This is a genomic window from Pseudomonas sp. S1_E05 (genome assembly GCF_056337105.1).
The window spans coordinates 2,236,659-2,263,425 of the sequence record NZ_JBFRHM010000001.1; the positions used below are offsets into that span (position 1 = coordinate 2,236,659).

General features: G+C 62.2%; 21 protein-coding genes and 1 pseudogene. 4 read left to right on the forward strand and 18 right to left on the reverse strand.

The annotated features are described in order from the left end of the window. Positions 1 to 208: 208 nt before the first annotated feature. A pseudogene (locus tag AB4N33_RS10300) lies at positions 209 to 637 on the forward strand (TetR family transcriptional regulator C-terminal domain-containing protein); the annotation flags it as partial. Here the strand turns inward: AB4N33_RS10300 and AB4N33_RS10305 are convergent. The 13 genes from AB4N33_RS10305 to AB4N33_RS10365 all read right to left on the reverse strand — a co-directional run bounded on the left by AB4N33_RS10305 (position 593) and on the right by AB4N33_RS10365 (position 14,742). Beyond that, positions 593 to 1,600, reverse strand: a complete 1,008-nt coding sequence (locus AB4N33_RS10305) for a DMT family transporter (RefSeq protein ID WP_476457207.1) — start codon at positions 1,598 to 1,600, stop codon at positions 593 to 595. The pseudogene AB4N33_RS10300 and the gene AB4N33_RS10305 overlap by 45 nt on opposite strands. Beyond that, the gene (locus AB4N33_RS10310) at positions 1,600 to 2,298 is read right to left on the reverse strand and encodes an ABC transporter permease (protein WP_460126740.1); all 699 of its coding nucleotides are present in this window, start codon (positions 2,296 to 2,298) and stop codon (positions 1,600 to 1,602) included. Before AB4N33_RS10310 ends, AB4N33_RS10305 begins: the two co-directional genes overlap by 1 nt. A gap of 5 nt (positions 2,299 to 2,303) precedes the next feature. Further along, the gene (locus tag AB4N33_RS10315) at positions 2,304 to 3,008 is read right to left on the reverse strand and encodes an ABC transporter permease (protein WP_476457208.1); all 705 of its coding nucleotides are present in this window, start codon (positions 3,006 to 3,008) and stop codon (positions 2,304 to 2,306) included. A 121-nt stretch (positions 3,009 to 3,129) separates the two neighbouring features. Continuing rightward, the gene (locus AB4N33_RS10320; RefSeq protein ID WP_460126281.1) at positions 3,130 to 3,912 is read right to left on the reverse strand and encodes a transporter substrate-binding domain-containing protein; all 783 of its coding nucleotides are present in this window, start codon (positions 3,910 to 3,912) and stop codon (positions 3,130 to 3,132) included. A gap of 27 nt (positions 3,913 to 3,939) precedes the next feature. After that, on the reverse strand, positions 3,940 to 5,946 hold the full coding sequence (locus AB4N33_RS10325; protein WP_476457209.1) for an aminotransferase class I/II-fold pyridoxal phosphate-dependent enzyme: 2,007 nt from the start codon (positions 5,944 to 5,946) through the stop codon (positions 3,940 to 3,942). Between the two features lie 280 nt (positions 5,947 to 6,226). Continuing rightward, complete coding sequence (locus AB4N33_RS10330) at positions 6,227 to 7,861, reverse strand: 5-guanidino-2-oxopentanoate decarboxylase (RefSeq protein WP_476457210.1); 1,635 nt, start codon at positions 7,859 to 7,861, stop codon at positions 6,227 to 6,229. Positions 7,862 to 8,048: 187 nt separating this feature from the next. Continuing rightward, positions 8,049 to 8,738 carry a winged helix-turn-helix domain-containing protein gene (locus AB4N33_RS10335; protein ID WP_476457211.1) on the reverse strand — a complete coding sequence of 230 codons (690 nt, stop codon included), beginning with the start codon at positions 8,736 to 8,738 and terminating at the stop codon, positions 8,049 to 8,051. Between the two features lie 84 nt (positions 8,739 to 8,822). Beyond that, positions 8,823 to 9,458: a TetR family transcriptional regulator C-terminal domain-containing protein gene (locus AB4N33_RS10340; RefSeq protein ID WP_460126289.1), complete on the reverse strand. Its 636-nt coding sequence runs from the start codon at positions 9,456 to 9,458 to the stop codon at positions 8,823 to 8,825. Between the two features lie 48 nt (positions 9,459 to 9,506). Further along, the gene (locus AB4N33_RS10345) at positions 9,507 to 10,208 is read right to left on the reverse strand and encodes an NAD(P)H-dependent oxidoreductase (protein WP_476457212.1); all 702 of its coding nucleotides are present in this window, start codon (positions 10,206 to 10,208) and stop codon (positions 9,507 to 9,509) included. A 31-nt stretch (positions 10,209 to 10,239) separates the two neighbouring features. Next, positions 10,240 to 12,327, reverse strand: coding sequence for an acetate--CoA ligase family protein (locus tag AB4N33_RS10350; RefSeq protein ID WP_476457213.1), 2,088 nt, complete (start codon positions 12,325 to 12,327; stop codon positions 10,240 to 10,242). An 18-nt stretch (positions 12,328 to 12,345) separates the two neighbouring features. Continuing rightward, a complete protein-coding gene (locus tag AB4N33_RS10355; protein ID WP_476457214.1) occupies positions 12,346 to 13,506 on the reverse strand; it encodes an acyl-CoA dehydrogenase family protein in 1,161 nt (386 codons plus the stop codon). A 22-nt stretch (positions 13,507 to 13,528) separates the two neighbouring features. Continuing rightward, the gene (locus tag AB4N33_RS10360) at positions 13,529 to 14,320 is read right to left on the reverse strand and encodes an enoyl-CoA hydratase/isomerase family protein (protein ID WP_460126297.1); all 792 of its coding nucleotides are present in this window, start codon (positions 14,318 to 14,320) and stop codon (positions 13,529 to 13,531) included. A 221-nt stretch (positions 14,321 to 14,541) separates the two neighbouring features. Next, positions 14,542 to 14,742 carry a YbdD/YjiX family protein gene (locus AB4N33_RS10365; protein WP_460126298.1) on the reverse strand — a complete coding sequence of 67 codons (201 nt, stop codon included), beginning with the start codon at positions 14,740 to 14,742 and terminating at the stop codon, positions 14,542 to 14,544. 205 nt (positions 14,743 to 14,947) lie between these two features. Between AB4N33_RS10365 and AB4N33_RS10370 the strand changes: the two genes are divergently transcribed. Next, the gene (locus AB4N33_RS10370; RefSeq protein WP_476457215.1) at positions 14,948 to 15,934 is read left to right on the forward strand and encodes an EamA family transporter; all 987 of its coding nucleotides are present in this window, start codon (positions 14,948 to 14,950) and stop codon (positions 15,932 to 15,934) included. 19 nt (positions 15,935 to 15,953) lie between these two features. Here AB4N33_RS10370 and mdeB read toward each other — a convergent pair whose 3' ends face one another. The 3 genes from mdeB to AB4N33_RS10385 all read right to left on the reverse strand — a co-directional run bounded on the left by mdeB (position 15,954) and on the right by AB4N33_RS10385 (position 20,247). Continuing rightward, complete coding sequence (gene mdeB, locus AB4N33_RS10375) at positions 15,954 to 18,653, reverse strand: alpha-ketoglutarate dehydrogenase (protein ID WP_476457216.1); 2,700 nt, start codon at positions 18,651 to 18,653, stop codon at positions 15,954 to 15,956. An 18-nt stretch (positions 18,654 to 18,671) separates the two neighbouring features. After that, entirely contained in the window at positions 18,672 to 19,136 is a 465-nt protein-coding gene (locus tag AB4N33_RS10380) for a transketolase (RefSeq protein WP_460142088.1), read from the reverse strand. A gap of 94 nt (positions 19,137 to 19,230) precedes the next feature. After that, a complete protein-coding gene (locus AB4N33_RS10385; protein ID WP_476457217.1) occupies positions 19,231 to 20,247 on the reverse strand; it encodes a 1-aminocyclopropane-1-carboxylate deaminase in 1,017 nt (338 codons plus the stop codon). 197 nt (positions 20,248 to 20,444) lie between these two features. On the opposite strand from AB4N33_RS10385, the gene AB4N33_RS10390 reads away from it, so the two are divergent. Together AB4N33_RS10390 and katG are read left to right on the forward strand one after the other, a co-directional pair. Next, on the forward strand, positions 20,445 to 20,954 hold the full coding sequence (locus AB4N33_RS10390) for an Lrp/AsnC family transcriptional regulator (RefSeq protein WP_460126306.1): 510 nt from the start codon (positions 20,445 to 20,447) through the stop codon (positions 20,952 to 20,954). A 307-nt stretch (positions 20,955 to 21,261) separates the two neighbouring features. Beyond that, complete coding sequence (gene katG, locus AB4N33_RS10395) at positions 21,262 to 23,520, forward strand: catalase/peroxidase HPI (protein ID WP_476457218.1); 2,259 nt, start codon at positions 21,262 to 21,264, stop codon at positions 23,518 to 23,520. A gap of 230 nt (positions 23,521 to 23,750) precedes the next feature. Here the strand turns inward: katG and treS are convergent, their stop codons facing one another. Both treS and AB4N33_RS10405 read right to left on the reverse strand, forming a co-directional pair. Next, positions 23,751 to 25,802, reverse strand: a complete 2,052-nt coding sequence (gene treS, locus AB4N33_RS10400; RefSeq protein WP_476457219.1) for a maltose alpha-D-glucosyltransferase — start codon at positions 25,800 to 25,802, stop codon at positions 23,751 to 23,753. A 100-nt stretch (positions 25,803 to 25,902) separates the two neighbouring features. Then, entirely contained in the window at positions 25,903 to 26,652 is a 750-nt protein-coding gene (locus AB4N33_RS10405) for an EAL domain-containing protein (protein ID WP_476457220.1), read from the reverse strand. Positions 26,653 to 26,767: the final 115 nt, after the last annotated feature.

Sequence of the window (26,767 nt, forward strand, 5' to 3'; positions counted from 1 at the left end):
CCCTCCCCTTGAAACCCGTGCCAACCACTGCTGCGAACGCTGGCTATTGAACAGACGCTCAACTAAGCTCCGAAACAACGTAACCAAGGATTTCGATGTGACTACCGACTCCCCCAAATACCGTCGCGTTGAACCCGACGAACGCCGTGAACTGCTGGTGGCCGCCACCCTGCGCTGCCTCGCCCGTGACGGTCACGCGGGCATCTCCGTGCGCCGCATCGCCACCGAGGCCGGGGTGTCCGTCGGCCTGCTCAATCATCATTTCGGCAGCATCGACGCGTTGATCGCCGACACCTACCACAAACTCGCCAGCGAGCTGACCACTGCCCTGCACCAGGAAATCCAACAGGCCGGTACGCCCGCGCAGAAAATGGACACCTTTCTCGTCGGCTCGTTTTCCCCCAGGGTCATGGACCCCAAGCTGCTGGGCGTGTGGGTGGTGTTCTGGAGCCTGATCCGCCATTCGGACGACGTCAGCCAGTCCCACGAAAAAAGTTACCGCGCCTACCTCGACCTGCTGCGCACCTTGCTCGACGACCTGGCGGCCAGTGAAGGCTTCGTGATCCACGACACCCGCCTGGCCGCCATCGGCTTATCGGCGATGCTCGACGGACTCTGGCTCGAGTGGTGCCTGAACCCCGACACCTTCAGCCCCGCCAACGGCCTGCACATCAGTCGTTGTTGGGTAAAGGGGTTGCGTCACGGAGCATTCAGCACCGACGACGTCCTGTGACGGGTGGCGGCCAAAGATCATCGCCAGGGTGCCGCTGACCGCGATCAGCCCGGCACCGATGATCAGCGACACATCCATCAGCGTGCCCCAGATCAGGCTCGACAGCAGGAAAGCCCAGATCAACCCGGTGTATTCGAACGGCGCGAGCACCGTGGCCGTGGCGCGCTGGAAACTGGCGAACACCAGGAACTGACCGATGCCGCCCACCAGTCCCGCGCCGATCATGCCCAGCCAGGCCGGGGTGGGTGTTGGCGTGTGCGTCCAGGGCAACGCGAGGGTCATGCACACCACGAACACCACATTGGTAATCAGCAACTGCTCGAGTACCGACGTCTGCTCATCGACCTGACGCAACTGGATATAGGTGAACGCCCAGCAGAGCGCTGCCAGCAACGTCAGCACGACGGGCAATGGATCAGCCATCTGGCTCGGACGACAGGCGATGATCACGCCAACGAAACCGATCACCAGGCTCAACCACTGCCAGCCGCTGGCCCGCTCCTTGAGGATCAATGTCGCCAGCACCGTGACAATGATCGGCGCGGAAAAATACAGGGTGGTCATTTCTGCCAGCGTCAGGTCGCGGGCCGCCGTGTAGTACAGCACCCACGCCACCAGCGACAACAAGCCACGGATGATCAGCAGCCGCCGGCTCGGTGAACGCCAGGCGCGCCTCACCATGGTCACGCGTCCGATCAACAGGCAGGCCAGCACCACCACGACGCTGCGCCAGAACAGGATGGTGACCACCGAGTAATCGGCCACCAGCCACTTGATGCCCGCGTCTTGCAGAGCGAGAAAGGCGTAACCCAGCGTGCACAGGCCGATGCCTTGCAACGAGCGGTCAACGCGAACGGTCGCTTGCATCAAGCCGACCTGCGCACGGGCGTGCCGCTGCGCTCGATGAAACCGAACAGCGCTTCGATCAGGAACGTCAGGCACACGTACACGCCGGCCACCAGCAACAAGGGTTCGTACACTTGCAGGGTTTGCGCGCGCACCACGTTGGCGGCGCCGAGCAGGTCGATCACGGCAATGGTCGAGGCCAGCGCCGTGGACTTGAGCAGCATCACCGTCTCACCGGCCAGGGTGGGCAACAGCAACCGCATGGCACGCGGCAGCCGTACCCGCAACAGCGATTGACGCGACGTCATGCCAAAGGCCGAGGCCGCTTCCATTTCACCTTTGGGCACGGCGAGCAGGCCACCGCGAATCACCTCGCCGACATAGGCGCCCATGGACACCACCAGGGCGAAGACGATGTACCAGTAGCCATCACGCAGATAGGGCCAGAGGAAGCTGCCGCGAATCAGCGGGAATTGAGCGAACAGACTGCCGAGCCCGTAATAGAAGATGTAGATCTGGATCAGCAGCGGTGTGCCACGGAAGACGCTGGTGTAGAACAGGCTGGCTCTTGCGATTATTTTGTATTTCGAGATCCGCGCCAGGGCCACCAGGATGGCCAGCAGGAAACCGAACACACTGGACAGCAACAACAAGCTCACGGTGGTTTGCAGGCCACGACCCAACAGCGCCGCGTATTCGATTATCCACGCTGGAATCATTTCGATCACTCAACCAAGGGCATCCAGCGACGAATGCGTCGCTCAAGCCGTCCCGACAGGTAGTTGGACACCAGCGTCACCGCGTAATACATCGCGGCGGCCGTGAGGTAGAACAACAGGTAATGACGCGTCGAACCCGCGCCTTGCTTGGCGGTGTACAACAGCTCGTTGGTGCCCACCACGCTGATCAGGGCACTGTCCTTGATCAGGTTGATCCACAGGTTGGCCATGCCCGCCATGGCATAGGGCGCCATGATCGGCAGCGTGACGCGCCGGAACAAGGCGAAGCCGTGAAGGCCGAAGGCTTTTGCCGCTTCAATCTGGCCATAGGGAATCGCCTGGATCGCCGCGCGGAAGATCTCCGAGGCATAGGCGCCCTGCACCAGCCCCAGCACGACGATGGCGGCTAATGGGCCGCTCACGTTCATGACGCCATAACCCAGCTCAGCCATCATCGAGTTGATCAGCATCGAGCCGACGTAATACAGCAGCAGGATCAGCAGCAACTCTGGCACCGCACGGAACAACGTGGTGTAGCCACGCACCAGCGCGGCAATCGGCCGTGGGCCGTTGAGCTTGAGGCAGGCGACCACCAGCCCGATCAACAACCCGAGCGCGAACGCCCCGGCGGAGATCTGCAGAGTCATCCACAACCCCCGCAACAACGCCCCGCCCCAGCCGGTTTCATTGAAACTGATCAACTCGAACATTTCGGTCTCCGGTTGGATCCCTGTAGGAGCGAGCTTGCTCGCGATGAGGTGTGTCAGCCGACATCAATTTCAATGACAGACCGTGATCGCGAGCAAGCTCGCTCCTACAGGAATAGCAACATCAGAACGTGGGTTTTACGCTGGTGCCGAAGTAATGCTCGGACAGGTCGTCATAGTCCTTGCTGGCCAGCAGCGAGGTGATCGCCTTGTCGAGTTTGGCCTTGAGCTCGGCATCGTCCTTGCGCAGTCCGGCGCCCACGCCCTTGCCGAAAATCGGGTCGTACGGGACGGCACCGAGGTAGGCCAGATCCTTGGCATCCGGGGTCTTGACGAAGGCCGCCATGGCAGTGCCGTCGGCCATCATCAGGTCGATGCGCCCGGCGATCAGGTCGGCGTTGGCCGAGTCCTGGGTGTCGTAGTATTTAACGTCGGCAATTTTCTCGTAGTAGGTCTTCAGGTAACTGGCGCTCACCGTCGAGTTCTGCACGCCGATGGTCTTGCCTTTGAGGTCATCAGGATACTTCTTCACCGACACGTCTTTCGGACCGACCAACGCAACCACCGAGTCGTAGTACGCCTTGCTGAAGGCGATCTGTTTTTCGCGTTCCTCGGTCACCGACATCGAGGAGAAAATCACGTCGATCTTCTTCGCCAGCAACGAAGGAATGATCCCGTCCCACGCCACTTCCTTGATCTCGCACTCGGCTTTCATCTCGCTGCACAGCTTGTGGATCAGGTCCACTTCAAAACCTTTCCACTCACCATTGGCCTGCTTTTCGGTGTACGGCGGATAGGGTTCGGCGGCCACCGCGAACCTGATCGGCTGGGCCTGCGCCGCACTCATACCGGCCAGCATTACGCAGGCCACGCCGGTCAACCAGTTTGCCAAACGTCGATTTCCCATGATGTTTTCCCGTCTTTTTATGATGCGTTAGCGAGTCTGGTGAGCGTTGACGAACTGCCGGCAACGTTCACTGCGTGGGTGTACGAACACTTCATCCGGCGAACCGGTTTCCTCGATCAGCCCCTGGTGCAGGTAGGCGATCTTGGTCGACACATCGCGGGCGAAAGCCATTTCATGGGTCACCAGGATCATGGTCCGGCCTTCTTCGGCGAGGGAGCGGATCACCCGCAGCACTTCGCCGACCAGTTCCGGGTCGAGTGCCGAGGTGGGTTCATCGAACAGCATGACCTTGGGTCGCATGGCCAGGGCGCGTGCGATGGCCACCCGTTGCTGCTGCCCACCCGACAGGAACGCCGGGTACTCGTTGCGCTTGGCCGCCAGCCCCACGCGCTCCAGCAGGGCTTCGGCGCGTTCAGTGGCTTCGGCACGGCTTTCGCGCAGCACCTGGGTAGGCGCCTCGATGAGGTTTTCCAGCACCGTGCGATGGGGCCAGAGGTTGAAGTTCTGGAAGACCATGCCCAGGCTGGAACGGATGCGCACCAGTTGTTTGGTGTCCGACACCAGCGGCGCGCCGGGGCGGGAGTGGTTGAGCTGGATGCTCTCACCGTCCACGAGGATGCGTCCCTGATCCGGCACTTCGAGCATGTTGATGCAGCGCAGCAAGGTACTCTTGCCGGAGCCGCTGGCGCCGATCAGCGAAATCACATCACCTTCGCGGGCGGTCAGCGAGACGCCTTTGAGCACCTCGATATTGCCAAAGCGTTTGTGCAGTTGATCGACCTCGATCATGGTCTTGGCCACCACCGGTTCGGCGGCCTTCGCGTTGCAAGTGACAGACGCGAGTGCAGGTCGCGGCGCTTCGCCGTGCAGCACCCGAACGAAATCACGAATGCGCCGGCAGGCCTCGCTCAGCCGCTCTTCACCCAGGGTGAACGAAAGCCGTACAAAGCCTTGCGCCGGTTCGCCAAACGCCGCCGCATCCAGCACCGACACGCCGCCTTCTCGCAACAGGCGCCAGGCGAATTCCAGCGAAGTCAGGCCGGTGGCGCGCACGTCGATCAGCACGAACATCCCGGCGTCGGGCGTGAGCACTGAAATGCCCGGACAATCCGCCAGCCCCGCCACCACCAGGTCACGACGATGACGATAAATGTCACGCATGCCCCGGGTCACTTCGTCATGGGCTTGCACCGCCGTCAACGCAGCTTCCATGACGAACCCCGGCAAGCCATACAGCATGCTCAAGACCAGGGTTTCAGCGTGGGCCACCAATGCTTGATCGGCGACGATCCAACCGGTACGCCAACCTGTCATCGCATGGGATTTGGACAGGCTGCCGATCACCACGCAGCGCTCGGCCATGCCGGGCAACGCCGCCAGGCTCACGTGGTCGCGCTCGAACGCCAGGCTTTCGTAAACCTCGTCCACCACCACCCACAGGTCATGGGCGATGGCGAGGTCGGCGATGCCCTGCAGCTCTTCGCGGCTGAGTACCACGCCGGTCGGGTTGTTAGGGTTGGAGAAGAAAATGGCGCGGGTACGCGGTGTAATGGCCTTGGCCAGCACGGCGGCGTCGAGGCGAAACCCTGCGTCTGCCGAACAGGGCACCCGCACCAGCGTGGCGCCGGAGGCCTTGAGTGTTGCCTCGTAGGTCACGTACATCGGGTCGAGGGCAATCACTTCGTCACCGGCACTGAGCAGGCACATCGAGGTGGCGAACAAGGCATTTTGCGCGCCGGCGACAATGATCACGTTAGCGGCTTGCACCTGGCGATCGAACAGCTTGCCGTAGCGCCCCGCAATGGCTTCGCGCAGGGCCTGGCGACCGGCAATTTCGGTGTAGTGGGTGTCACCTTCGCGTAGCGCATGGATGGCGGCATCGGTGATGAAATCGGGGGTGGGAAAATCCGGGTCGCCCACGCTGAGGATGATCACGTCCTCGCCCCGACGCTTGGCTTCATACGCGGCGTAGTGAATGTCCCAGGCGGCCACGCCGTCGCCGGCTATCCGTTCAACAAAAGGTGAAAACCGCATGCCAGTGCCTCGTTCGAATGGAAGAAACGCAAGCCCGCAACCAACCGGGGGATGGTGGAGCCAACATAGTCCAGACTGAACACTCGTTCAACAGAAAAGACAAACTTGTTCGTGTTCAGCGTAAACAGGTCGTTTTCACGACAGTTACATGGGAGCCTGCAGACCTCCCCTGTAGGAGCGAGCTTGCTCGCGATGGCGGTGTGTCAGCCGAAGAGAATGTTGAATGACACACCGCCATCGCGGGCAAGCCCGCTCCTACAGGGGCGATGGGGTGTCCGGTTTAGCGCATCGCGCAGTCGTGCTTGAGCTCAATCAGCGTCACGCCGGCGTGGGCAAAACCTGCGCGCAGGTCGCTCTCCAACTCAGCCAGGTTTTGCGGTTGCCGCACGATGCAGCCGAAGGCCGTGGCCAACATTGCGAAGTCCGGATTGCGGGGCAACACGCCAACCGGTTCGATATCCAGGCTTTGCATGTCGTCGCGGATCTGCCCCAGCGCGTCGTTGTTCCACAGCAGCACCACCAGCGGGCTGTCGAGCTCCTCGACGGCGGTGGCCAGTTCCTGCGCGGTGTAGAGAAAACCGCCGTCGCCCACCAGCACCAGGCCGTGTCGCTGCGGTGCGCCAAATTTGGCACCGATCCCCGCTGGCAGGCCGTAACCGAGGGTGCCGTAACCGGTCGGGTGCAACCAGCTGCGGGGGCCGTGGCTCGCAAACGCGTAGTTGCCGGTGTAGGCCAGTTGGGTCATGTCGCTGCTGATGAAGGTGTCGACGGGCATTGCGGCGGCGATGCGGTCGAGAATGCGTTGGTGCAGGGCCTGCAAATCGCCGTGGCCGACCCTGACCGCAGCGTTCAATCGGGCCACGGCGTCCACCGCTTCAACCGAATCACGCGCGGCGCCGGGCAAGCGCGCCAACAATGCACCCAGCGTTTGCAGGGCATCGCCGTGCAAGGCGACGGCACTGGGGTAGAAGTCGTTGAACTTGCGCGAATCGATGTCGATGCGGATCACTTCGCCGCCGACCGGCAGGCGCTCACGCCAGTAATCGGTGTCGGCCATTTCCGTGCCGACCGCCAGCACCACGTCGGCTTGCGCGATCAAATCCCAACCGGGTTGCACGCACAGGCTGGCTCCGGCATTCAAGGGCGCATCGGGTGCCAGCAAGCCTTTGCCCGCGACGCTGGTAAACAACGGTGCGGCGAGGCGATCGCTCAGGGCTCGCAACTCGGCCCCGGCGGCCAACGCACCACCGCCCGCGATGATCATCGGCCGCCTGGCGTCCAGCAGTCGCCTGGCTGCTTCGTCGAGGGCGCTGGCATCGGGCAGACCACGTCCGGGGCGGCGCACCACCTCGCCACTCCAATCCCGGCTGATCGCCCCCGCCAGCACATCCAGCGGCACAGAAATATGCACCGGCCGCGGCCGCTCGCTGTCGAACACGGCGAAGGCGCGGGCGACCAGTTCGGGTAGATCGTCCGTGCGCAAGGCGACCGCCGAAAACGCGGTGATGGGCGCGGTGATCGCCCGTTGATCCTGGGTTTCGTGCAGGCAACCCCACCCTTTACCAAGGCTGGCGGTGTGGTTGACGCTGGAAATGACCAGCATCGGAATCGAATCGGCGTAGGCCTGGCCGATGGCGGTTGCCGCATTGGTGACACCGGGGCCGGTGATGACGAAGCACACCCCCGGCTTGCCACTGACACGGGCGTAACCGTCGGCCATGAACCCGGCGCCCTGCTCATGCCGAGTCAGCACATGGCGAATGCCGCTGCCGGGCAGACCGCGATACAGCTCGAGGGTGTGAACACCGGGGATGCCGAACACGGTGTCGACCCCGTAATTGGCCAACAGGCGCACCAGTGCCTGGCCGCCAGTGAGGGTCGTGGATGAAGGTTGCCCGGTGGATGGTGAGTTCATGCCAGCCCTCGTTTTATTGTTCTGTTGAGGATTCGGATGCTGTCGATATTAAACACTCGTTCAACAGTGAGGCAATCTTTTCCTGAAACGCTCAAAGTCGCTGAAAACTGATTTAACTCACTGTTTTAAAAAGGATTACTTGGCTTTATCGAAAACACCGAGCGAGAGTTGTTACATCTTCGAACATTCAGGCTGCCAGCGAAGCGGCTGCGGTAAACAGATACCCGGCCCCATGAATGGTGATGATCAGCTCGGGGTCGGCGGGGTTGTCCTGCAGCTTGCGCCGAAGTCGACCCACCAGCACGTCAATGGAGCGGTCATTGGGCAGCCATTCGCGGTTGCGCAACTGATCCATCAACTGGTCGCGACTCAGGGTCTGGCCGACGTTGCGCATGAACACATTGAGGAGCTGGAACTCGCCATGGCTGAGCAGGGTTTCGCGGCCATCGCCAGCCTTCAGGCGCCGGCGACCAGTGTCGAGAGTCCAGCCGGCGAAACGCTTGAGGTGTGTGTCCAGCGGCACGGACGAGCGCACCCGACGCAACAGGTTGCGCGCGCGGGCGAGCAGTTCTCGTGGCTGCACGGGTTGCACCAGGTATTCGTCTGCGCCGCATTCCAGCGCCGCAAGCCGTTCGGTGTCGTCGCCAACGAGCATGATCCCGACCTGCGACTCCTCGCGCCATTGTCGAGTCACGGCCAGGGCATCCGGCCAGCTTGCATCGAGCACCACCAGTCCGATGGCCAGACCGACGAGGCAGGCATAGGCCTGATCGAGCGAGCCAGCGCCGTGGATCTCGAACCCCTGCGGCTCGAGGGTGCTGCGCAGATGTTCGTGGACCTGCGCATTGTCACTCACAATCAGCACACACCCCGTCATGAACTGGCTCCTGTTCGTCTTGGAATTATTCGAAGCGGTGAATGCACTCTAGTCGCTGCTGAACGGTCGATCAATAAGCGCGATTCACGCCACGACGAAGCGACGATACCCGCCCATTTGCAGGCCATCGACCCAGGCTTCGCAAATCTGCACGCCCTGGGCCGGGGTGAAGGTGTCGGGATTGAGTCCGGCTTCCAGCCACAACCCGTCGAGCAAGGCACTCAGGCCGATGGCTGCAAAGCCTGCGTCGAAGCCCTCCCAGCCCTCCTCGTGCGCCAACAATCGTAAGGTTTCGCCCATGATCGTGCGGTACTCGCCATAGGAGTGATCGTGGGCGCGGTTGATCGCATCGGCGGTTTTCACCGCACCCCAGAACGCCAGCCAGGCTTCGAGCAGCTCCGGGTCGAGCATGCGCGGGGAAAACGACGCCTCGAAGAACGCCGAAAATTGTCCGCGGGCACCTTCCCCTGCATTGGCCACCGCTTCGCGCAGCAGGCTCATCACCTGCCCGGTGATGTGCAAGTAGGCATCAGCCACCAATTCATCCTTGCCGGCATAGTGATGACTGATCAACCCGACCGACACCCCGGCTTCGGCGCAGATCTTGCGGATCGAGGTGCCGACAAAGCCGTATTTTTTCAGGCATGTCAGCGTAGCGGCCACCAGATTGGCCTTGCGCAATTGGGGGTCCATGCGCAGAAAACGCGCTTCTTCAGCCATAGTGTTCCAGCCCGTAAGACAGTCGATGGCAGACGGTACAACATTGCGTCAGCGGATGGGATACAGCGCTTCGTCGAACTGCTCGAGACGCGGGAAAACCAGTGGTGAATCCTGTTCCAGATGTGTCAGACGCTCACGGTAGTCAGTCAGGAACTGCGCGCGGGCCTCACCACTGATGTAAGGCACGTGCCACGCCACGAATGGCGGCAGCACCTCCAGGCCGACATACGCCAGGGTGCCACGCAGCAACGGCCGCAGCATGTCTTCCAGCGGGCCGTGTATCGCGCCTTCGCCGAACATGTGTTCGCGCCCGCCGAGGGTCACGCTGACCAACGCCTTCTTGCCGGCCAGGCCGCCCTGATCGTAAAAGCGCTTGCCGCCGTAGCACACGCCGGACACCAGCACCCGATCGATCCAGCCCTTGAGAATGGCCGGCATGGAGAACCAGTAGATCGGGAAATTGAGAATCAACAGGTCAGCCCACAGCAGCTTGTCCAGTTCCTGCTGAATGTCCGGCGCGAGACTTTTGCTCTTGACCCCAAGGCGCTGTTCGAGGGCGTATACCAGGTAGTCGGGGTTATCGCGTTCAGAGAAATCCTCGGCGCTGGCCACCGGATTCCAATTCATCGCGTAAAGATCGGAGACCTGCACCTCGTGCCCCTGGGCGTGCAAGGTCTGCACCGCCTCATCGCGCAAGGCGCTGGTGAAGGATTGCGGTTCCGGGTGGGCGTGGAGTATCAGTACATTCATTGGATAGACCTTGAAATTTTATCGTGAGTGCTCAGGCCAGGCGGATCAGTGCATCCACCGCCACCGCCTCTTCGGCATTGACGAGCAGGGGGTTCACATCCAGCTCCAACAGGCGCTCGGCGTTCTCGCAGGCGTAGTCCGCCACCGCGCGAATCGCCCGCACCAGCGCCGGCATGTCCACTGCCGGGCCGCCGCGAAAACCCGTGAGCAAGGGCGCACAACGCAACGCCAGCAGCGCGTCATGAATGGCCTGGTCGGTGGTCGGCAGCAACAGGCTGCGACTGTCCTTGAGCAGCTCGACCAGAATCCCGCCAGCGCCGATGACCAGCGCCAGGCCGAAGCCGGTTTCGCGCTTGATGCCGACGATCAACTCCGCCAGTGGTGGTGCTGCCATGCGTTCGAGCAGGACCTGATCGAAGGCCACACCCGGCGCATGTTCCGCGAGGTTGCTGCGCATGCGCTCAAGTGCGGCGCTCAGGGCCTGTTCGTCCTTGAGGTTGAGGGCAACGCCGCCGGCTTCGGTCTTGTGCGGCAGATCAGTGCTGACCACCTTGAGAACCAGCGGGTAGCCGAGGCTGCGCGCCTGCTCCAGGGCCTGGTCCGGACGACACAGGCGCGCGTCAGGCAAGGGCAGGCCGAACGGGCGCAAAGCCTGTTTCGATTGCCATTCATCCAACAGGCATCCCCGCCCTTGCACCGCCTGCGGACAGAGCAGCGCGAGCGACGATTCGCCATCATCGAGCAAAACGTCCCGGCGCGCGCGGTAATGGGCGATGCGGGCCCAGGCGGCCAGGCCATCCTCGACGCCCTGCAACGCCGCCACGCCTTGGCGGTGCAGGCGCTCACGGGCGCTGGCTGGCAGCAGCTCGGGGAACGCCGAGGTGACGAAACCCACCTTGCCGTGTCGCTCGAGCCCCTGGCAAAACAAGTCCAGCAACAGGTCGCACTCCTTGCGCTCGCCGGTAAATTCGGCCGGGTAGTCGAGCACCAACAGCGCCGCGTCGGCCGGGGATCGCAGGGCCGTTTCGAGCATCTTTTCCAGCGCGTCGCGGTCGCCCCAGATGGCCGTGGTGAAGTCCAGCGGATTGACCAGATTGGCATAACCGGGCAGCACCTGCGCCAGCTCGACCCGTTGATCGGCGGCGAGTTTGGGCAAGCTCAAGTGGTTGCGTTCGGCGTAGTCGGCGATCAGCCCGGCGTCACCCCCGGAACAGGCCAGCGCAATCAGGCTCGGCCCCTTCGGCAAGTTACCGCAGGCCGCCGCCTTGAGTGTTTCGACAAAACTCACCGGACCGCTGACACGGATCACCCCGAGGCGCGCAAACAAACTGTCGTACAGCGCATCGGAGCCCGCCAGCGAGCTGGTGTGGCTGAGCGCCAACTCGGCGCCGATCTGCGACACGCCGGTTTTCAAAGCGATGATCGGAATGCCTTTCTCCAGGGCCTTGTGCGCGACGCGAGCGAATCCCGGGACGTTCTTGAGCCCTTCCAGGTGCAAACCGATGGCGGTGACCCGAGGCTCGTCGAGCAGGACATCCATCAACTCGGCGACGCCCAGTTGCGCCTGATTGCCCACCGACGCCATGTACGCCAGCGGCAGCGAGCGGTCGCTCATCGACAGGTTGTAGGCGAAGTTGCCGCTCTGGGTCAGGATCGCCACGCCCTTCTCCACTGTCTTGCCGCCATGGGCCACCGGCCACAAAGCCACGTTGTGGAGGTAGTCGAGCAAGCCGTAGCAATTGGGGCCGAGCAACGCCATGTCGCCGGCTGCTTGCAAAAGCGTCTGTTGCAACGCCGCGCCGGCTTCGCCAATTTCGGCGAAACCGGAGGCGTAGCAGATCGCCCCACCGGCGCCCTTGACGGCCAGCTCGCGGACGCAGTCCAGCGTCAGTTCACGATTGGTCGCGATAAATACGCCGTCGGGTGCGCACGGCAGCTCGGCAATAGAAGCCACACAGGGCACGCCTTCGAGATTCGAATGCTGCGGATTGACCAGCCACATCGGGCCGGCAAAGCCACCCTCGGCGCAGCGCTTGAGCGCCCGCGCCATGCTGCGTCCGCCGACGAATGCCAGGTGACGCGGTTGGAGCAGACGCTTGAGGTTATCTCTGATCGACATGGGAGGCTCCTTGGCCAATCAGCGCAGCAGCGGCCGCAGCAGTTCACGGGAAATGATGTGCCGCTGGATCTCTGAAGTGCCTTCCCAGATCCTTTCAATCCGTGCGTTGCGCCAGATGCGCTCCACCGGTCCCTCGTCCATCAGCCCCATGCCGCCAAAAATCTGCACCGCTTCATCCGCGACGCGCCCCAGCACTTCACTGGCGAACAGCTTGGCCATGCCGGCGTCGCCATCGGTCATGCTGCCCTGGTCCATTTTCCAGGCGGCGTTCAAGGCCAACAGTTCGGCGGCGCGAATTTCGGTGGCCATGTCCGCCAGCTTGAAAGAGATGCCCTGATACGTGCCGATGGCATGGCCGAACTGTTTGCGGTCCGCGGCCCATTGCAGCGACACGTCCAGCGCCCGCTGCGCCTGGCCCACGCAATTGGCCGCGACCATCACCCGCCCGGCCGTCAGCCAGGCGTTGGCTACGTCCCAGCCCTTGCCGACTTCGCCCAGCACCTTGGAAGCGGGTACGCGACAGTCGTCGAAGAATATTTCGCTGGTGTGATAACCCCGGTTGCTCACGCACTTGGGACCACGGCGGATGGTCATGCCCGGGGTGTTGCAGTCGACCAGGAACGAAGTCACGGCGTTGCGTGGGCGACCCTTGTGCTCAAAGGTGTCGGTGACCGCAAACACGATGGCGAAGTCGGCATGCCCGGCATGGCTGATGAAATGCTTGCTGCCGTTGATGACAAAGTCGTCGCCGTCACGCACGGCGCGGGTCTTGATCGCGTTGGCATCGGAGCCGGCACCCGGTTCGGTCAGCGCAAAGCAATCAACTTTCTCCCCGCGTACGCAGGGCAGCAGGTAATCCTCGATCTGCGCGCCCTGGCAGGCCATCAGGATTTTCGAGGGACGCGCCACGAATACATGCAGCGCCCACGAGACCTTGGACAGTTCACGCTCGATCAGCGCCTGGGACAGGTAATCGAGGCCTCCGCCGCCCACTTCCTCGGGCATGTTGAACGCGTAAAAACCGGCGGCAAGCGCCTTGGCGCGAATGTCCGCGGCCAGTTCAGGTGGAACGGCATCGGCACGGTCGACGGCCTCTTCATGGGGCAGCAGTTCTTTTTCGACGAAGCTGCGCACGGACTCGACCAACATGTCCTGCTCTTGGGTCAGTTGAAAATTCATGATGAGCGTACCTGCGGTTCGATTACTGGCCGATGAAGTGTGGCGTGCGTTTTTCCACGGCAGCCTTGAGGGCTTCGGCGCCGTCCTGGCTGCGCCCGCAAAGCAGGCCGGCAGCCTGTTCGGCGTGCAATTGTTCGGCGAGGCTGCGCCCTGCGCCGTCGCGCAGCAGCACCTTGGTCTGGGCAAAGGCAAAGGTCGGGCCGTTGGCCAGGCGCGTGGCCAGTGCCGTGGTGTGGGCGAGCAATTCTTCGTCGGCGCAGACTTCCCCCACCAGGCCGGCGGCCAGCGCACGGTCGGCGCTCCACAGTTCATCGAGAAACAGCAATCGCTTGCTTTGCTCGACGCCGATCAGGCGCGGCAAGTGCCAACTGGCGCCCGCGTCCGGCGAGTAGGCCATGCCGGTATAACCGGCCTTGAACCTTGCCGACCGAGCAGCCACCCGCAGGTCGCAGCACAGGCTCAGATCCATCCCGGCGCCCACCGCGATGCCGTTGATGGCGGCGATGGTGGGTTTGCTAAAGCCGTGCAGTCGGTTCATCAGCAGATGCGCGGTTTCAGTCCAGCCGTAGGTTTCGAGGATGCCGCGACGCTCGGCATCCGCCCACTCCGCCACGTCCGCACCGGCGCAAAAACCCTTGCCGTTGCCCGTCAAAACCAGCACCCGCACGGCGGGATTGGCGTCGTGGGCTTCCAGCGCCTCGATCAGGGCCTTGAGGGTGGGAATGTCCAGCGCATTGCGTTGCTCGGTACGGTTGAGGGTGATCCAGGCGATGCCGTTTTCAACGCGATTGAGCAATGAAGGTAGCGATGTCATGAAAGGCCCTCGTCGTTTTTGTAGTTGGACTTGAGGTACGAACTGACGCCGATACTAAACACCTGTTCAGTTTCTCGGCAAGGGGGTTCGCTTGCCTGTTACATCTTCGAACAAGTCACGGCCTCATCGCGGCGGCGCGATGAGGCCAGCACAGCCAACACAAACCTGCCAGACACAAAAAAGCCCTGACTCTCACAAGCCAGGGCTCTTCGCTTCAAGCTTCAGCAACAGCGAGTCGTGCAACTGCGCTTGCCATAACGCGCTTCCTGGCGCTCACGGAAGAACGCCGACTGGCTCATCACCGTCTCCCCCGGATGATTGCGCGCCATCAGGGCCACGTAGTTGTCGTAATCCGGAACGCCCACCATGAGGCGGGCGCTCTGACTGAGGAATCGGGCGGCATGCTGCAGTTTGCGGAACATGGCAGAACTCTCTGTGTGGGGATGGGACACTGCCATGAAAACCCGCGCATGTATCTGCAATGTGTCCGCACGAAAAAAAGATTGGACGCCTATGTCGTACGACCTCTATCGCGCCTGAAGCCTTGTCCCTTCGAACCGTATGCGGTAAAAACTCACGAGTCGTACGACAACATAATAAAAATCCTGCCGTCGCCAGAGACCTGCCATGAACCGCCAGACCGCTCCACTGCCCTTTCCCCGCCACCTCGCCGTATTGATCCTGCTGTGCATGGGCTGCGCCTTTGCCGGCAACCATGTGGCCGCCCGCGTGGCATTCGATGACGGCGCCGGGGTGTTGCTGGCGATTCTGATGCGCTCGGGCGGAACGTTGTTGGTGCTGGCCGCGCTGGTGTTGTGGCAGCGGCAGAGCTTGCGCTTGCCTGCCGGTGCATGGCGCTGGCAATTGCTGCTGGGTTTGCTGATCGCGACCCAGAGCCTGTGTCTTTACTCAGCGGTCGCCCGGGTGCCAGTGGCCCTGGCACTGCTGGTGGGGAACGTGTTTCCGATCCTGCTGGCATTGCTGACTTGGGCCTTGGGTGGCCCGCGTCCGACAGCGCGCACCGCAGCACTGATGAGTCTGATACTGCTGGGCCTGGTGTTTGTGCTTGACGTACCGGGACGTCTCGCCGCCAACAGCAGCGTCGGCCCCGAGTGGTTGCTCGGGGTCGCGCTGGCGTTCTGCGCCGCCAGCGTTTTCGCCTGCGCGTTATGGATCACCGATCACAAACTGTCTCAGGTGCGCGGTTCGGTGCGCAGTCTGCTGACCATTTTCATCGTATTCAGCAGCGTCAACCTGGCCGGGCTGACCGGCGCCCTACCCAGCGGCCTCAACCTACCGGCCAGCGCGACGGGCTGGTGGGCGCTGGCTACGCTGGTGGTGCTCTACGGAACCGGCTTCATCGTCCTGTTCATTTCGGTGCCGCGCCTGGACATGCCCCGCAACGCGCCCGTGATGAACATCGAACCACTGGCCACGCTGCTGATGGGTTGGGTCGTGCTGGACCAGATGCTCAGCACCGGACAAGTGATCGGCGGCGCGATCGTCGTGACCGGGATCGTCCTGCTGACCTCCCGAAAGACCAATCCCACGCCATCCGCCGTCACAGCACCCGCCGCCGGTACTCCGCCAGCACACTGCCAAGACAGGCGTTGAACCGCCCCCAGTCTCAAGTTCAAGCGTCCCAGGGCGCCACCGCATCGATATCGATGGCGTAATGCGCAATCGCTCTTGCGCAGACGGCGGGCTCCAGACTCCCAGTCTGCACCAGCGAGGTCAACGCACTGAGCACGATCTGATGGCGGTCCACTTCAAAGAAACTGCGCAACTGGCTGCGGGTATCGCTGCGGCCAAAACCGTCGGTGCCAAGCACGCTGTACGGCGCCGCCACATAACTGGCGATCAGTTGCGGCAAGGCGCGCACATAGTCGGTGCAGGCGACGATTGGCGCCGTGGCTGTCAGCGACTCGCCGACATGAGTGCGTCGCTGCGGCTCGGTGGGGTGCAGGCGATTCCAGCGTTCGACGTCGCGGGCGTCACGCGCCAACTCGGTGAAGCTGGTGACGCTCCACACCTCGCTCTCGACATTCCAGTCGCTGGCCAGCAATTGGGCGGCGGCGATCACTTCCCGCAGGATCGCCCCTGAGCCCAGCAACTGCACGGTGCCGCGCGCATCCTCGACTTCATGTCGGCCGAACAGGTACATGCCCTTGATGATTGCAGCCTCGGCCCCCTCCGGTACATTGGCCTGCGGGTAGTTTTCGTTCATCAGCGTGATGTAGTAGAACTCGTCGACCTGACGTTCGAGCATCTGACGCATGCCGTGGTCCAGGATCACCGCAAACTCTCCGGCGAACGCGGGATCGTACGCCCGGCAATTGGGCACCATCGACGCCATCAAATGGCTGTTGCCATCCTGGTGCTGCAAGCCTTCACCGCCGAGGGTCGTACGCCCCGCAGTTGCCCCTAGCAGGAAACCCCGCGCCCGCTGGTCGGCCGCCGCCCAGACCAGGTCACCGATGCGCTGGAAGCCGAACATCGAGTAGTAAATGTAAAACGGCAGCATCGGCAGGCCGTGCACCGAATAACTGGTGGCGGCCGCCACCCAGGAGCTGATCGCCCCGGCCTCGCTGATACCCTCTTCGAGGATCTGCCCGTCCAGCGCTTCGCGGTAGCTCAGGATCGAGCCGATGTCTTCTGGCTCGTAACGCTGACCAACACTGGAGTAAATACCGATCTGCTTGAACAGGCTGGCCATGCCGAAGGTGCGGGCCTCGTCGGCGACGATCGGCACGATGCGGGGGCCGAGCTGCTTGTCGCGCAACAAACCGCTGAGCAGGCGCACGAAGGCCATGGTGGTGGACATTTCCTTGTCGTCGGCGGCAATGGCGAAGCTGGCGTAGCTGTCGATGTCCGGCACCTTGAGTGACGGAGCGCTCGTTGGCCGCGACGGCAGGTAGCCGCCCAAAGCCTGGCGGCGCTCGTGCAGGTAACGCATTTCGGCACTGTCGGCAGCCGGTTTGAAGAAGCTGAGCGAGGTGGCCTGTTCATCGCTCAACGGCAGATTGAAACGGTTGCGGAAGGCGATCAACGCATCCTTGTCGAGCTTCTTCTGTTGGTGCACGGTCATCTTGCCCTGCCCTGCATCCCCCATGCCGAAGCCCTTCTTGGTTTGCGCCAGGATCACCGTGGGCTTGGTGCCTTCACGCATGGCGCTGTGATAGGCGCTGAAAATTTTCACCATGTCATGGCCGCCACGTTTGAGGCGGTCGATCTGCTCGTCAGTGAGACCCTGGGCCAATTTCGCGAGGGCTTCGTTCTGGCCAAAAAAATGGTCGCGGTTGAAGCGTCCATCCTTGGCGGCGAAGGTCTGGAACTGGCCATCGACCGTACTGGACAACGCCTTGACCAGCGCCCCCTCATGATCGCGGGCAAACAGGCCGTCCCAGTCAGAACCCCACACCAGCTTGATCACGTTCCAGCCCGCGCCGCCGAACAGCGCTTCCAACTCGTCGATGATTCGACCGTTGCCCCGCACCGGGCCGTCCAGGCGCTGCAGGTTGCAGTTGACCACCCACACCAGATTATCCAGGCCTTCACGCGCCGCCAGGGTCAGGGCCGACATACTTTCCGGCTCATCCATTTCGCCGTCGCCAAACACACCCCAGACGGTCCGCCCGGTAGTGTCCTGCAAGCCGCGATGGTCCAGGTAACGCATGAAACGCGCCTGGTAGATCGAACTGATCGGACCAATGCCCATCGAGCCGGTGGGGAACTGCCAGAAGTCCGGCATCAACCACGGGTGCGGGTAGCTCGACAGCCCCCGGGCACCGTGAGCGCGCGCACCGATCTCCTGCCGGTAATGCTGCAGGTCCTGTTCTTCGAGGCGCCCTTCCAGATACGCTCGTGCATACACGCCGGGTGCCGAGTGCGGCTGGTAGAACACCAGGTCACCGCCGCTGCTGTCGTTACGGGCCTGGAAAAAATGGTTGAAGCCCACCTCGAACAGATCGGCGGCGCTGGCATAACTGGCGATGTGGCCGCCCAGCTCGCCGTAGGCCTGATTGGCACGCGCGACCATGACCAGCGCATTCCAGCGCATGATCGAAGCCAGGCGCTCCTCCATCGCCAGGTCTCCGGGGTACACCGGTTGCTGCTCGACGCTGATGGTATTGATGTACGGTGTGCCATGACGCGGCCGCCAACCGATGTCGGCGGTGCTGGCCAGTGTCACCAGCCTGTCCATGATCCGCCTGGCCTGTTCGGCACCGCCATGGGCGATCACCGACAACAGGGCGTCGCGCCACTCGGTGATTTCTTCTTCATCTTGCGTGATTGGCCCCGATGCGTGAGCCTGCGACTGGGACGAACTCATGGCCATCTCCTGCACTGATTAAATGACACCACGCTCCTGCAACAAGCTTTTCGCCAAGCGACGGATCGCTGTCAGCACCTGTTCGACTTGCTGATCCATCTGTTCAATGGACAACGCCACGGCGCCCAGGTCGATCACGCGCAACGGATGTCCGCAGACGGAGCCCAGCCAGGCCAGGCCCGGGCTCGTTCCGGCTTCGACCTCCAACAGGAAACTGCCTTTGGCTACACGACACAATAGCTGCCTGGCATCGCTCGCATCGGCCAACGACGAAGGTGGCGTCCCGGATTCGACCCGCAACCAGTCGAGCATCAGTTGCCGCGACTGATTGACCGCCAGATACGCCACCTGGTCCCAGTCATCGATGGCCAGATGCAACTGGTCGATCATGTACTTGGGCAATTCGACGCTGCTGACAATGACCACCCCGGCGTCCGCCGAAGGTTCCTTGATCCAGATTGCGGATTGCGGTCTCGTCTGCATGACAGTGCTCCTGCGGTTCGAAGATTCTGCTGGTGCTCCATCTGTAGGAGCGAGCAAGCTCGCTCCTACAAGGTTTTCAGTGGATTCCTTCGAATCAGCCGTTACGGAACAGGAAGCTGTAGGCATTCAACGCCGGCACCCCGCCGAGGTGTGCGTACAGCACCTTCGAACCTTCGGGGAATTCGCCACGGCGGACCATTTCGATCATCCCGTGCATGGATTTGCCTTCGTACACCGGGTCGGTCAGCACCCCTTCCAGTCGGCCACACAGGCGGATCGCTTCCAGGGTACCTTCGTTGGGCAGGCCGTATTCGGGGTGGGCGAAACGTGTGTCGAGCACCACGTCTTCCTCGGTAATTTCCCGGCCCAGGTCCACCAGTTCAGCGGTGTGCCGGGCGATGCGCAGGATCTGCGCCTTGGTCTGTGCCGGTTTGGCCGAGGCGTCGATGCCAATGACGTTCTTCGAGCGACCGTCGGCGGCGAACCCCACCACCATGCCCGCCTGGGTACTGCCGGTCACGGAACACACCACGATGTAATCAAATTTGAAGCCCAGCGCTTTCTCCTGCTCGCGGACTTCCTCGGCGAAACCAACGAAACCCAGGCCGCCGTAAGGATGCTCGGAGCAACCGGCGGGAATCGGGAACGGCTTGCCGCCGCGCTCCTTGACGTCACTCATGGCCTTCTCCCAGCTCGGGCGAATGCCGATGTCGAAACCGGCTGCGTCGAGCCGCACATCGGCGCCCATGATCCGCGACATTTCAATGTTCCCCACCCGGTCATACACGGCGTCGGAGTAGTTCACCCAGTTTTCCTGGACCAGCACGCATTTCATGCCCAGGTGGGCTGCAACGGCGGCCACCTGACGGGTCTGGTTGGACTGGATGCCACCGATCGACACCAGGGTGTCGCAGCCCTGTTCGATGGCTTCGGGGATCAGGTATTCAAGCTTGCGGGTCTTGTTGCCACCGAAAGCCAGGCCGCTGTTGCAGTCCTCGCGCTTGGCATACAACTCGACCTTGCCACCCAGGTGCTCGCTCAGGCGTTTCAGGGGGGTGATGGGCGAAGGGCCGAAGGTCAACGGGTAGCGCTTGAATTGATTCAGGTTCATGGGTGTGCTCCTTTGTTATGGAATATCCAGGCGCCAGGCCGAAGACAGGTCTGAATGTGCAGGCCGTTTCAGGGCGGCTTCGATGAATTCCATGGTAAGAACAAACCGAAAAATATGTGTTGCAAGTTTCAGGTGGTTAAAGAAACATAAATCGATAATGTACAAACTGATCATCTTTTTATTGTGTGGAAATCGCCATGAGCGCAATAAATCATCGCAACAAGACCGCCACGCCAACACCGGAGCCGCATGCGCTGGATCGCATCGACCGCGCCATTCTCAAGACGTTGCAGCGCGATGCGTCCATTTCCAATGTGGCCCTCGCGGACAAGGTCAAACTCAGCGCGCCGGCCTGCCTGCGCCGCGTCGAACGTCTCAAGCAGGCCGGCTTGATCAAGGGCATTGTCGCGTTGCTCGACAGCGAAGCGCTGGACGCGGGGATGGTGGTATTGATTGGCGTGGTGCTGGACCGCTCGACCCCGGAATCCTTCGCCGCCTTCGAAGAAGCGGCGCAAAAGGTCTCCGGTTGCATGGAGTGCCATGTGGTGACGGGCGAATTCGATTACTTCATGTTGCTGCGCACCAAGGACAGCAACAGCTTCAACCGGCTGCACGCCGAACAGTTGCTGTACTTGCCCGGCGTGCGGCAGATCCGTTCCTTCATGGGGCTGCGTAACGTGCTGTCGACCACGCAAATTCCCCTCTGAGATCGCAAAAGCCCCCTACAAACCCGACCTCAAAGGCGCCTTCACCACCGTCAGGCTGAAAGATTCTGCCTATCGACGCGCAACACTGCCCCTATTAGCTGCCTTCCCCACTCGGGTCTAACCTTAGTCTGCGCTGGCGCCATAAGCCGGCCGGATTAGCGCTGTAAAGGAGTCAGGAACGAGCCAAGCTTGACCCGGCCATCCGCACTGCTGGCCCTGCAACCTGTGGCATCGATTCCGCTCGTCGCTGTTTAACGCCCACTCCGGGCCCGATAGCCGGACGAACACGACCAGAGGTATCCCGCACATGGCAAATGAATCGAAGTGCCCTTTCAACCACGCCGCAGGCGGTGGCACGACCAACCGTGACTGGTGGCCGAACCAACTGAATCTGAAGATCCTGCACCAGCACTCGTCCCTGTCCGACCCCATGGACGAGGGCTTCGACTACGCCAAAGCTTTTAAAGAACTCGACTTTGCCGCGGTCAAGCGCGACCTGACGGCGCTGATGACCGAGTCGCAGGATTGGTGGCCGGCCGACTTCGGTCACTACGGGCCACTGTTCGTGCGGATGGCCTGGCACGCCGCCGGTACGTATCGAACCGGCGACGGCCGAGGCGGTGCCGGGTCCGGCCAGCAACGCTTTGCCCCGCTCAACAGCTGGCCCGACAACGTCAGCCTCGACAAGGCGCGCCGGCTGCTGTGGCCGATCAAGCAAAAGTATGGGCGCAACCTGTCCTGGGCCGACCTGATCGTGCTCACCGGTAACGTCGCCCTGGAATCGATGGGCTTCAAGACCTTCGGCTTTTCCGGTGGACGGCCTGATGTCTGGGAGCCCGACGAAGACGTCTACTGGGGTTCTGAGACCACCTGGCTTGGCGGTGACACCCGCTACGGAAAAGGCAAGGAGGCGGTGCAGCCGCCAGGCGACGTGCCACTGGTGGCCGAACCTGGACGCAACGAGGACAGCCGCACCGACCATGGCCGCAACCTGGAGAATCCGCTGGCTGCCGTGCAGATGGGCCTGATCTACGTCAACCCTGAAGGCCCGGAAGGCAACCCGGATCCTGTTGCCTCGGCCAAGGACATCCGCGAAACCTTCGGCCGCATGGCCATGAACGACGAAGAAACCGTGGCACTGATTGCCGGTGGCCACGCCTTCGGTAAAACCCACGGCGCCGGCCCCGCCGACAACGTGGGCCCTGAGCCTGAAGCGGCTGGCCTGGAACTCCAGGGCCTGGGCTGGAAAAACAGTTTCGGCACCGGTAAAGGCCCGGACACTATCACCAGTGGCCTGGAAGTGACCTGGACCACCACGCCGACGCAGTGGAGCAACAACTACCTGGAGAACCTGTTTGGTTTCGAGTGGGAGCTGACCAAGAGCCCCGCAGGCGCCAACCAATGGATCCCGAAAAACGGTGCCGGCGCCGGGATGATTCCCGATGCCCACGACCCGTCGAAACGGCAGACGCCAAGGATGCTCACCTCTGACCTGGCCTTGCGCTACGACCCAATCTACGAGCCCATCTCACGGCGCTTCCTGGAAAACCCCGATCAGCTCGCCGACGCCTTTGCCCGCGCCTGGTTCAAGCTGATCCACCGTGACATGGGCCCGCTGTCGCGCTACCTCGGTCCGGAAATGCCCAGCGAAGAACTGTTGTGGCAGGACCCTATCCCGAAAGTCGATCATGCCCTGGTCGACGACGCCGACGTCGCCGCGCTCAAAAGCAAAATCCTCGCCTCGGGCCTGACTATTTCGCAACTGGTGTCGACCGCCTGGGCCGCCGCGTCGACCTTCCGTGGCTCCGACAAACGCGGCGGCGCCAACGGTGGTCGTCTGCGCCTGGCACCTCAGAAATTCTGGCAGGCCAACCAGCCTGAACAACTGGCTAACGTGCTGGCCAAGCTCGAGAGTATTCAAGGCGAGTTCAACAGCGCACAAGGAGGAGGCAAGAAAATCTCGCTGGCCGACCTGATCGTGCTGGCCGGCAGTGCCGCTGTCGAGCAAGCGGCAAAAAATGCGGGACACAACGTGACGGTAGCGTTCACACCCGGGCGGATGGACGCCTCGCAGGAGCAGACCGATGTCGAGTCGTTCGGCTTCCTCGAACCGATTGCAGATGGTTTCCGCAATTACACCAAGGGCAACTTCAACTTTGGATCTGAACACCTGCTGGTCGACAAGGCGCAACTGCTGACCCTCACGGCTCCGGAAATGACGGTACTGGTCGGTGGCCTGCGGGTGCTGGAGACCAATGTCGGGCAGACTCGCCACGGCGTGTTCACCCACGAGAAGGACAAGCTGACGAACGACTTCTTCAAGAACCTGCTCAGCATGGAGAATGAATGGAAACCCACCTCGAGCGAAACGTTCGAAGCACGGGACCGCCAAACCGGCCAGGTGAAATGGACCGGCACACGGGTGGACCTGGTCTTTGGCTCCCATGCGCAGTTGCGAGCGCTCGCCGAGGTCTATGCCAGTGGCGATTCGAAGGAAAAATTCGTCAGGGACTTCGTGGCGGCCTGGACCAAGGTGATGAACCTGGATCGGTTTGATCTGAAGTGATGCTGCCCCTGTAGGAGCGAGCATGCTCGCTCCTACAGGTCAGGTGTGCGCAGCAATCAAACCGGGGAGATCGTCGCCAGCGCACCAATTAACAGGGTCAGCACGAGAAAGCCGCCGAGGAACAGAGACATCTTGGCCATGACGGCCTCCTGGTTTGCTGTGGTTCGTGCTGCCATTGTGAGCCGCTGCGCCTGTACATAACAGGCGCAGATTGCACCGGAAAATACGGATCAGATAACCACGCGCAATGCCAACCCCTCATAGGCATCCAGCGTAATGGTGAATTCCCCTTCGGGCGTGAGATCACCTTCCACCCGTTCATTGATGATGTCGACCACCGGTCCCGGTGCAATGCTCGGCAGGTGCAGGGTTTCGGTAATCGCCGTGCCGCCGAAGTTCAGCGCGGTGATCTGCGTGCCTTTGCCCGCCGGTAATTCATGCACCATGACCAGCAGCGCCGGATGCTCAACGTCCGGCACCAGGATCTGACGGCTCGCGGCAACGTCATAAGCGCGCCGTGCAGCAAGGATGCGCTGCAACTGCGAGGCGAAGGAGTCCGGGTCTTGCAACTGATCCGTCAGGCTGCCGTACAGGGTTCGTGCCCGTGGCATCTGCCCATTTGACACCTGCGCCTGCGGGTTGAGGTCGACCAGGTCGTAGGCACCACGGTGAATCCAGCGGGTATCGCCATCGAGCATCAGGTCGGCGACCTGCTCCGCCGGCAACGGCAGCGCCCCCACCAAGTCCCAGCCGGACAAAGCGAACACCCCTGGCTGCATGGCGTTGTACATGACCAGCAGCAAGTGAATCTGACGGATCTGCTGGACGTCTGCCGCAGTGATCGCATCGAGGTCACGAATCCCCAGCGCAGCGGTGATGATGCTCGCGGTGGTGCAGGACACGCCGTTGGTGACGAACTTCAAATTATAGGGCGCGTGCTCGCCGGCCAGGCGCTCATACATCTGCTCGCGAATGTGCTCGCGCAGGATGTTGCCGGGAAAAGTCTGCCCCTGATAAAGGAAGGTGTCGTGGGCGTGCAGCGTCCAGAAGTGGACCAGTTCAAGGGTCAGTTCGTCGTGGTTCTGCAAGGCGTGGATCAGCGAGCCGGGGTCGATGCCCAGGTTGTGCATCTGGCGCAGCATCAGGCGCAGGAATTCGGCGTCGCCCATCAGCAATGCGTGCTGGTAGGCTGGCCGGGTAATGAAGTCATAGGACAGGTCCGCGCCGCCGTGGGACATGGCGGCGATGTCGTCGACCGTCAGGTTCAGCTCCTGGAAACTGAAACCGCCCGCCTTGCGGATGGCCCCGGCCAGTAGCTGATTGCCGGTGATCGACAGCGGATGGCTTTCCGACCACGCCGTGCCGTCGAGTTTGCGTTCGACGCCGAGGAAGCCATTGGCGTCGAGGCGCAGAATCTTCGCACCCATCACGTCAACAGCGTGCAGCGCATCGCCGATGATCATCTGCTGCGCCGCAAAACTGGGGTCCAACCAGTTCAGCGACGGTTGCCCTTCCTTAAAGTAATGCAGGTAGACCCAGCGACGCGGCTTGCCGTCCACGCCGATCACGACGGGGGTCGCGCTCCAGTCGGTTTCCTTGACGCCGGGCTCGAAGAAAATCACCCGTTGCAACTGGCCGACGATGTAATGTTTGTCACGAAGTGCATCGACCTGCTGCGGGCTCAGGTTTTGCGCGTCGCGCCCCTCGGCAACTTCCGGCAGCAGCGGCCAGTCTTCTTCGCGGATTTCCACCATGTGGTAGAGCCCCGGATAGTCTTCGTAGGCCATCTCGGCCAGGCGAAAATCCGCGCCCTTGCCGGTGTGTGAGGGGATGACGTCGTCGACAATCACCGCGTTGTGCGCCGCCGCCATGCGCGTCAACGCCTGAAGCTGGGCTTCGGTGCCCAGTTGCGGATCGATGTCGAAACTGATTCGGTCGAAATTGCCGTCAATCGTCGACGTATGACGAGTGCCGCGCAAGCCGCCGGACTTCTTCAGCGGGCCGTTGTGAATGCCCTGGATGCCGATCCTGGACAGGGCGTGCCACAGGGTTTGGTCCCCCAGGGCCTCAAGCACCGTGCCGTCTTCACGGGTAACGATGGACGCCGGGTACGCGGTGAACCACACCGACGCCAGCGCCGAGGCGTCACGGGGACGGGTCTGCGCATAGGGTTGTTGCCACAACCGACCTTGCCCCGAGTAGAGCTTGGCCCGCTGCCTGGCGGCGAACAGCATCGATTGCCCGACCAACCAGTCCACGTGATTCTTTTCCGCTGCCGTCATGGCACCCCTCCTTCAGAAAATGGCAGGCGCCCTGCGCTCGCAAAGGCGCCACCGGTTTTCATATGAGGCCCTGGCGGGGCATTCGTTGCATCGTACTGCGTCAGGCAGGCATCGACTGCAACTGACAGCGCTCACCCAGCGCGTCGATCCACGGCCGACCGAACAGATAACCCTGCCCCCACTCACTGCCGCACGCAGTGGCGAGGGCGCGGTCGGCTTCGGTCTCGATCCCCTCGATGACCACACACGGTGCCAACGTTTTGCACAGTTGCACCAGATGACCGAGCGTCTGCGCGTTGTTGGTGTCCAGCCGGGCGCGTTGCAGGTAGCCCTGGTCGATCTTGACGATGTCCGGCCGGGTTTTGCGGATGAATTCCAGGGTGCCCAGACCCGCGCCAAAATCATCGATGGCCACCCGGCAGCCCAGCTCACGCAGGCACAGGACAAATTCGATGGCCGCCGAAGTGCTCGGTGGCGTGGCGCTCTCGGTGATCTCAATAACCAGTCGCGCCGCCACCGAAGGCGTTTCGCGCAATCGCGCAAGAATCGAGTGCCAGAACGGGTCGATGATCGCGCTTTGCGCAGAAATGTTGCAGCCCAGGCGCAGGTGCTCGTCATGCAGCAGGCGATCAATCACGCATCCCACCACGCTGCGATCCAACTCTCGCATGGACTGCAACTGTTCGAGCATCACCAGCGGGTACACCCCCTCCCCACTGGCATCGATATGTCGCAGCAGCCCTTCCTGGTACAGCACCCGGTCGCTGTCGGGCATCCAGACCACCGGTTGAAACGCCAGCACCAGTTTGCCCTGGGCTAATTCGTTATAGAAATTCTTGACTCTGTGCATGTCACATCCATAGACAAGGATTGAGCCGGGCGCCGAAATGGCTTTATGCCACCACCCGCTGACTGCCGGCCATCATCAACGCTCGCCCATCACGCAGGAAGTGTTCCCGGAGTCC

Excerpts from the sequence above, each read along its gene's own strand:
- AB4N33_RS10340 (WP_460126289.1), bottom strand. The coding sequence starts at position 9,458 with ATGGCTGAAGAAGCGCGTTTTCTGCGCATGGACCCCCAATTGCGCAAG.
- AB4N33_RS10365 (WP_460126298.1), bottom strand. The coding sequence starts at position 14,742 with ATGTTCCGCAAACTGCAGCATGCCGCCCGATTCCTCAGTCAGAGCGCC.
- AB4N33_RS10305 (WP_476457207.1), bottom strand. The coding sequence starts at position 1,600 with ATGCAAGCGACCGTTCGCGTTGACCGCTCGTTGCAAGGCATCGGCCTG.
- AB4N33_RS10385 (WP_476457217.1), bottom strand. The coding sequence starts at position 20,247 with ATGAACCTGAATCAATTCAAGCGCTACCCGTTGACCTTCGGCCCTTCG.
- AB4N33_RS10405 (WP_476457220.1), bottom strand. The coding sequence starts at position 26,652 with ATGCACAGAGTCAAGAATTTCTATAACGAATTAGCCCAGGGCAAACTG.
- AB4N33_RS10380 (WP_460142088.1), bottom strand. The coding sequence starts at position 19,136 with ATGCAGACGAGACCGCAATCCGCAATCTGGATCAAGGAACCTTCGGCG.
- AB4N33_RS10315 (WP_476457208.1), bottom strand. The coding sequence starts at position 3,008 with ATGTTCGAGTTGATCAGTTTCAATGAAACCGGCTGGGGCGGGGCGTTG.
- AB4N33_RS10360 (WP_460126297.1), bottom strand. The coding sequence starts at position 14,320 with ATGACATCGCTACCTTCATTGCTCAATCGCGTTGAAAACGGCATCGCC.
- AB4N33_RS10330 (WP_476457210.1), bottom strand. The coding sequence starts at position 7,861 with ATGAACTCACCATCCACCGGGCAACCTTCATCCACGACCCTCACTGGC.
- treS (WP_476457219.1), bottom strand. The coding sequence starts at position 25,802 with ATGACGGCAGCGGAAAAGAATCACGTGGACTGGTTGGTCGGGCAATCG.
- AB4N33_RS10370 (WP_476457215.1), top strand. The coding sequence starts at position 14,948 with ATGAACCGCCAGACCGCTCCACTGCCCTTTCCCCGCCACCTCGCCGTA.
- mdeB (WP_476457216.1), bottom strand. The coding sequence starts at position 18,653 with ATGAGTTCGTCCCAGTCGCAGGCTCACGCATCGGGGCCAATCACGCAA.
- katG (WP_476457218.1), top strand. The coding sequence starts at position 21,262 with ATGGCAAATGAATCGAAGTGCCCTTTCAACCACGCCGCAGGCGGTGGC.
- AB4N33_RS10320 (WP_460126281.1), bottom strand. The coding sequence starts at position 3,912 with ATGGGAAATCGACGTTTGGCAAACTGGTTGACCGGCGTGGCCTGCGTA.
- AB4N33_RS10310 (WP_460126740.1), bottom strand. The coding sequence starts at position 2,298 with ATGATTCCAGCGTGGATAATCGAATACGCGGCGCTGTTGGGTCGTGGC.
- AB4N33_RS10350 (WP_476457213.1), bottom strand. The coding sequence starts at position 12,327 with ATGTCGATCAGAGATAACCTCAAGCGTCTGCTCCAACCGCGTCACCTG.
- AB4N33_RS10355 (WP_476457214.1), bottom strand. The coding sequence starts at position 13,506 with ATGAATTTTCAACTGACCCAAGAGCAGGACATGTTGGTCGAGTCCGTG.
- AB4N33_RS10390 (WP_460126306.1), top strand. The coding sequence starts at position 20,445 with ATGAGCGCAATAAATCATCGCAACAAGACCGCCACGCCAACACCGGAG.
- AB4N33_RS10325 (WP_476457209.1), bottom strand. The coding sequence starts at position 5,946 with ATGCGGTTTTCACCTTTTGTTGAACGGATAGCCGGCGACGGCGTGGCC.
- AB4N33_RS10345 (WP_476457212.1), bottom strand. The coding sequence starts at position 10,208 with ATGAATGTACTGATACTCCACGCCCACCCGGAACCGCAATCCTTCACC.
- AB4N33_RS10335 (WP_476457211.1), bottom strand. The coding sequence starts at position 8,738 with ATGACGGGGTGTGTGCTGATTGTGAGTGACAATGCGCAGGTCCACGAA.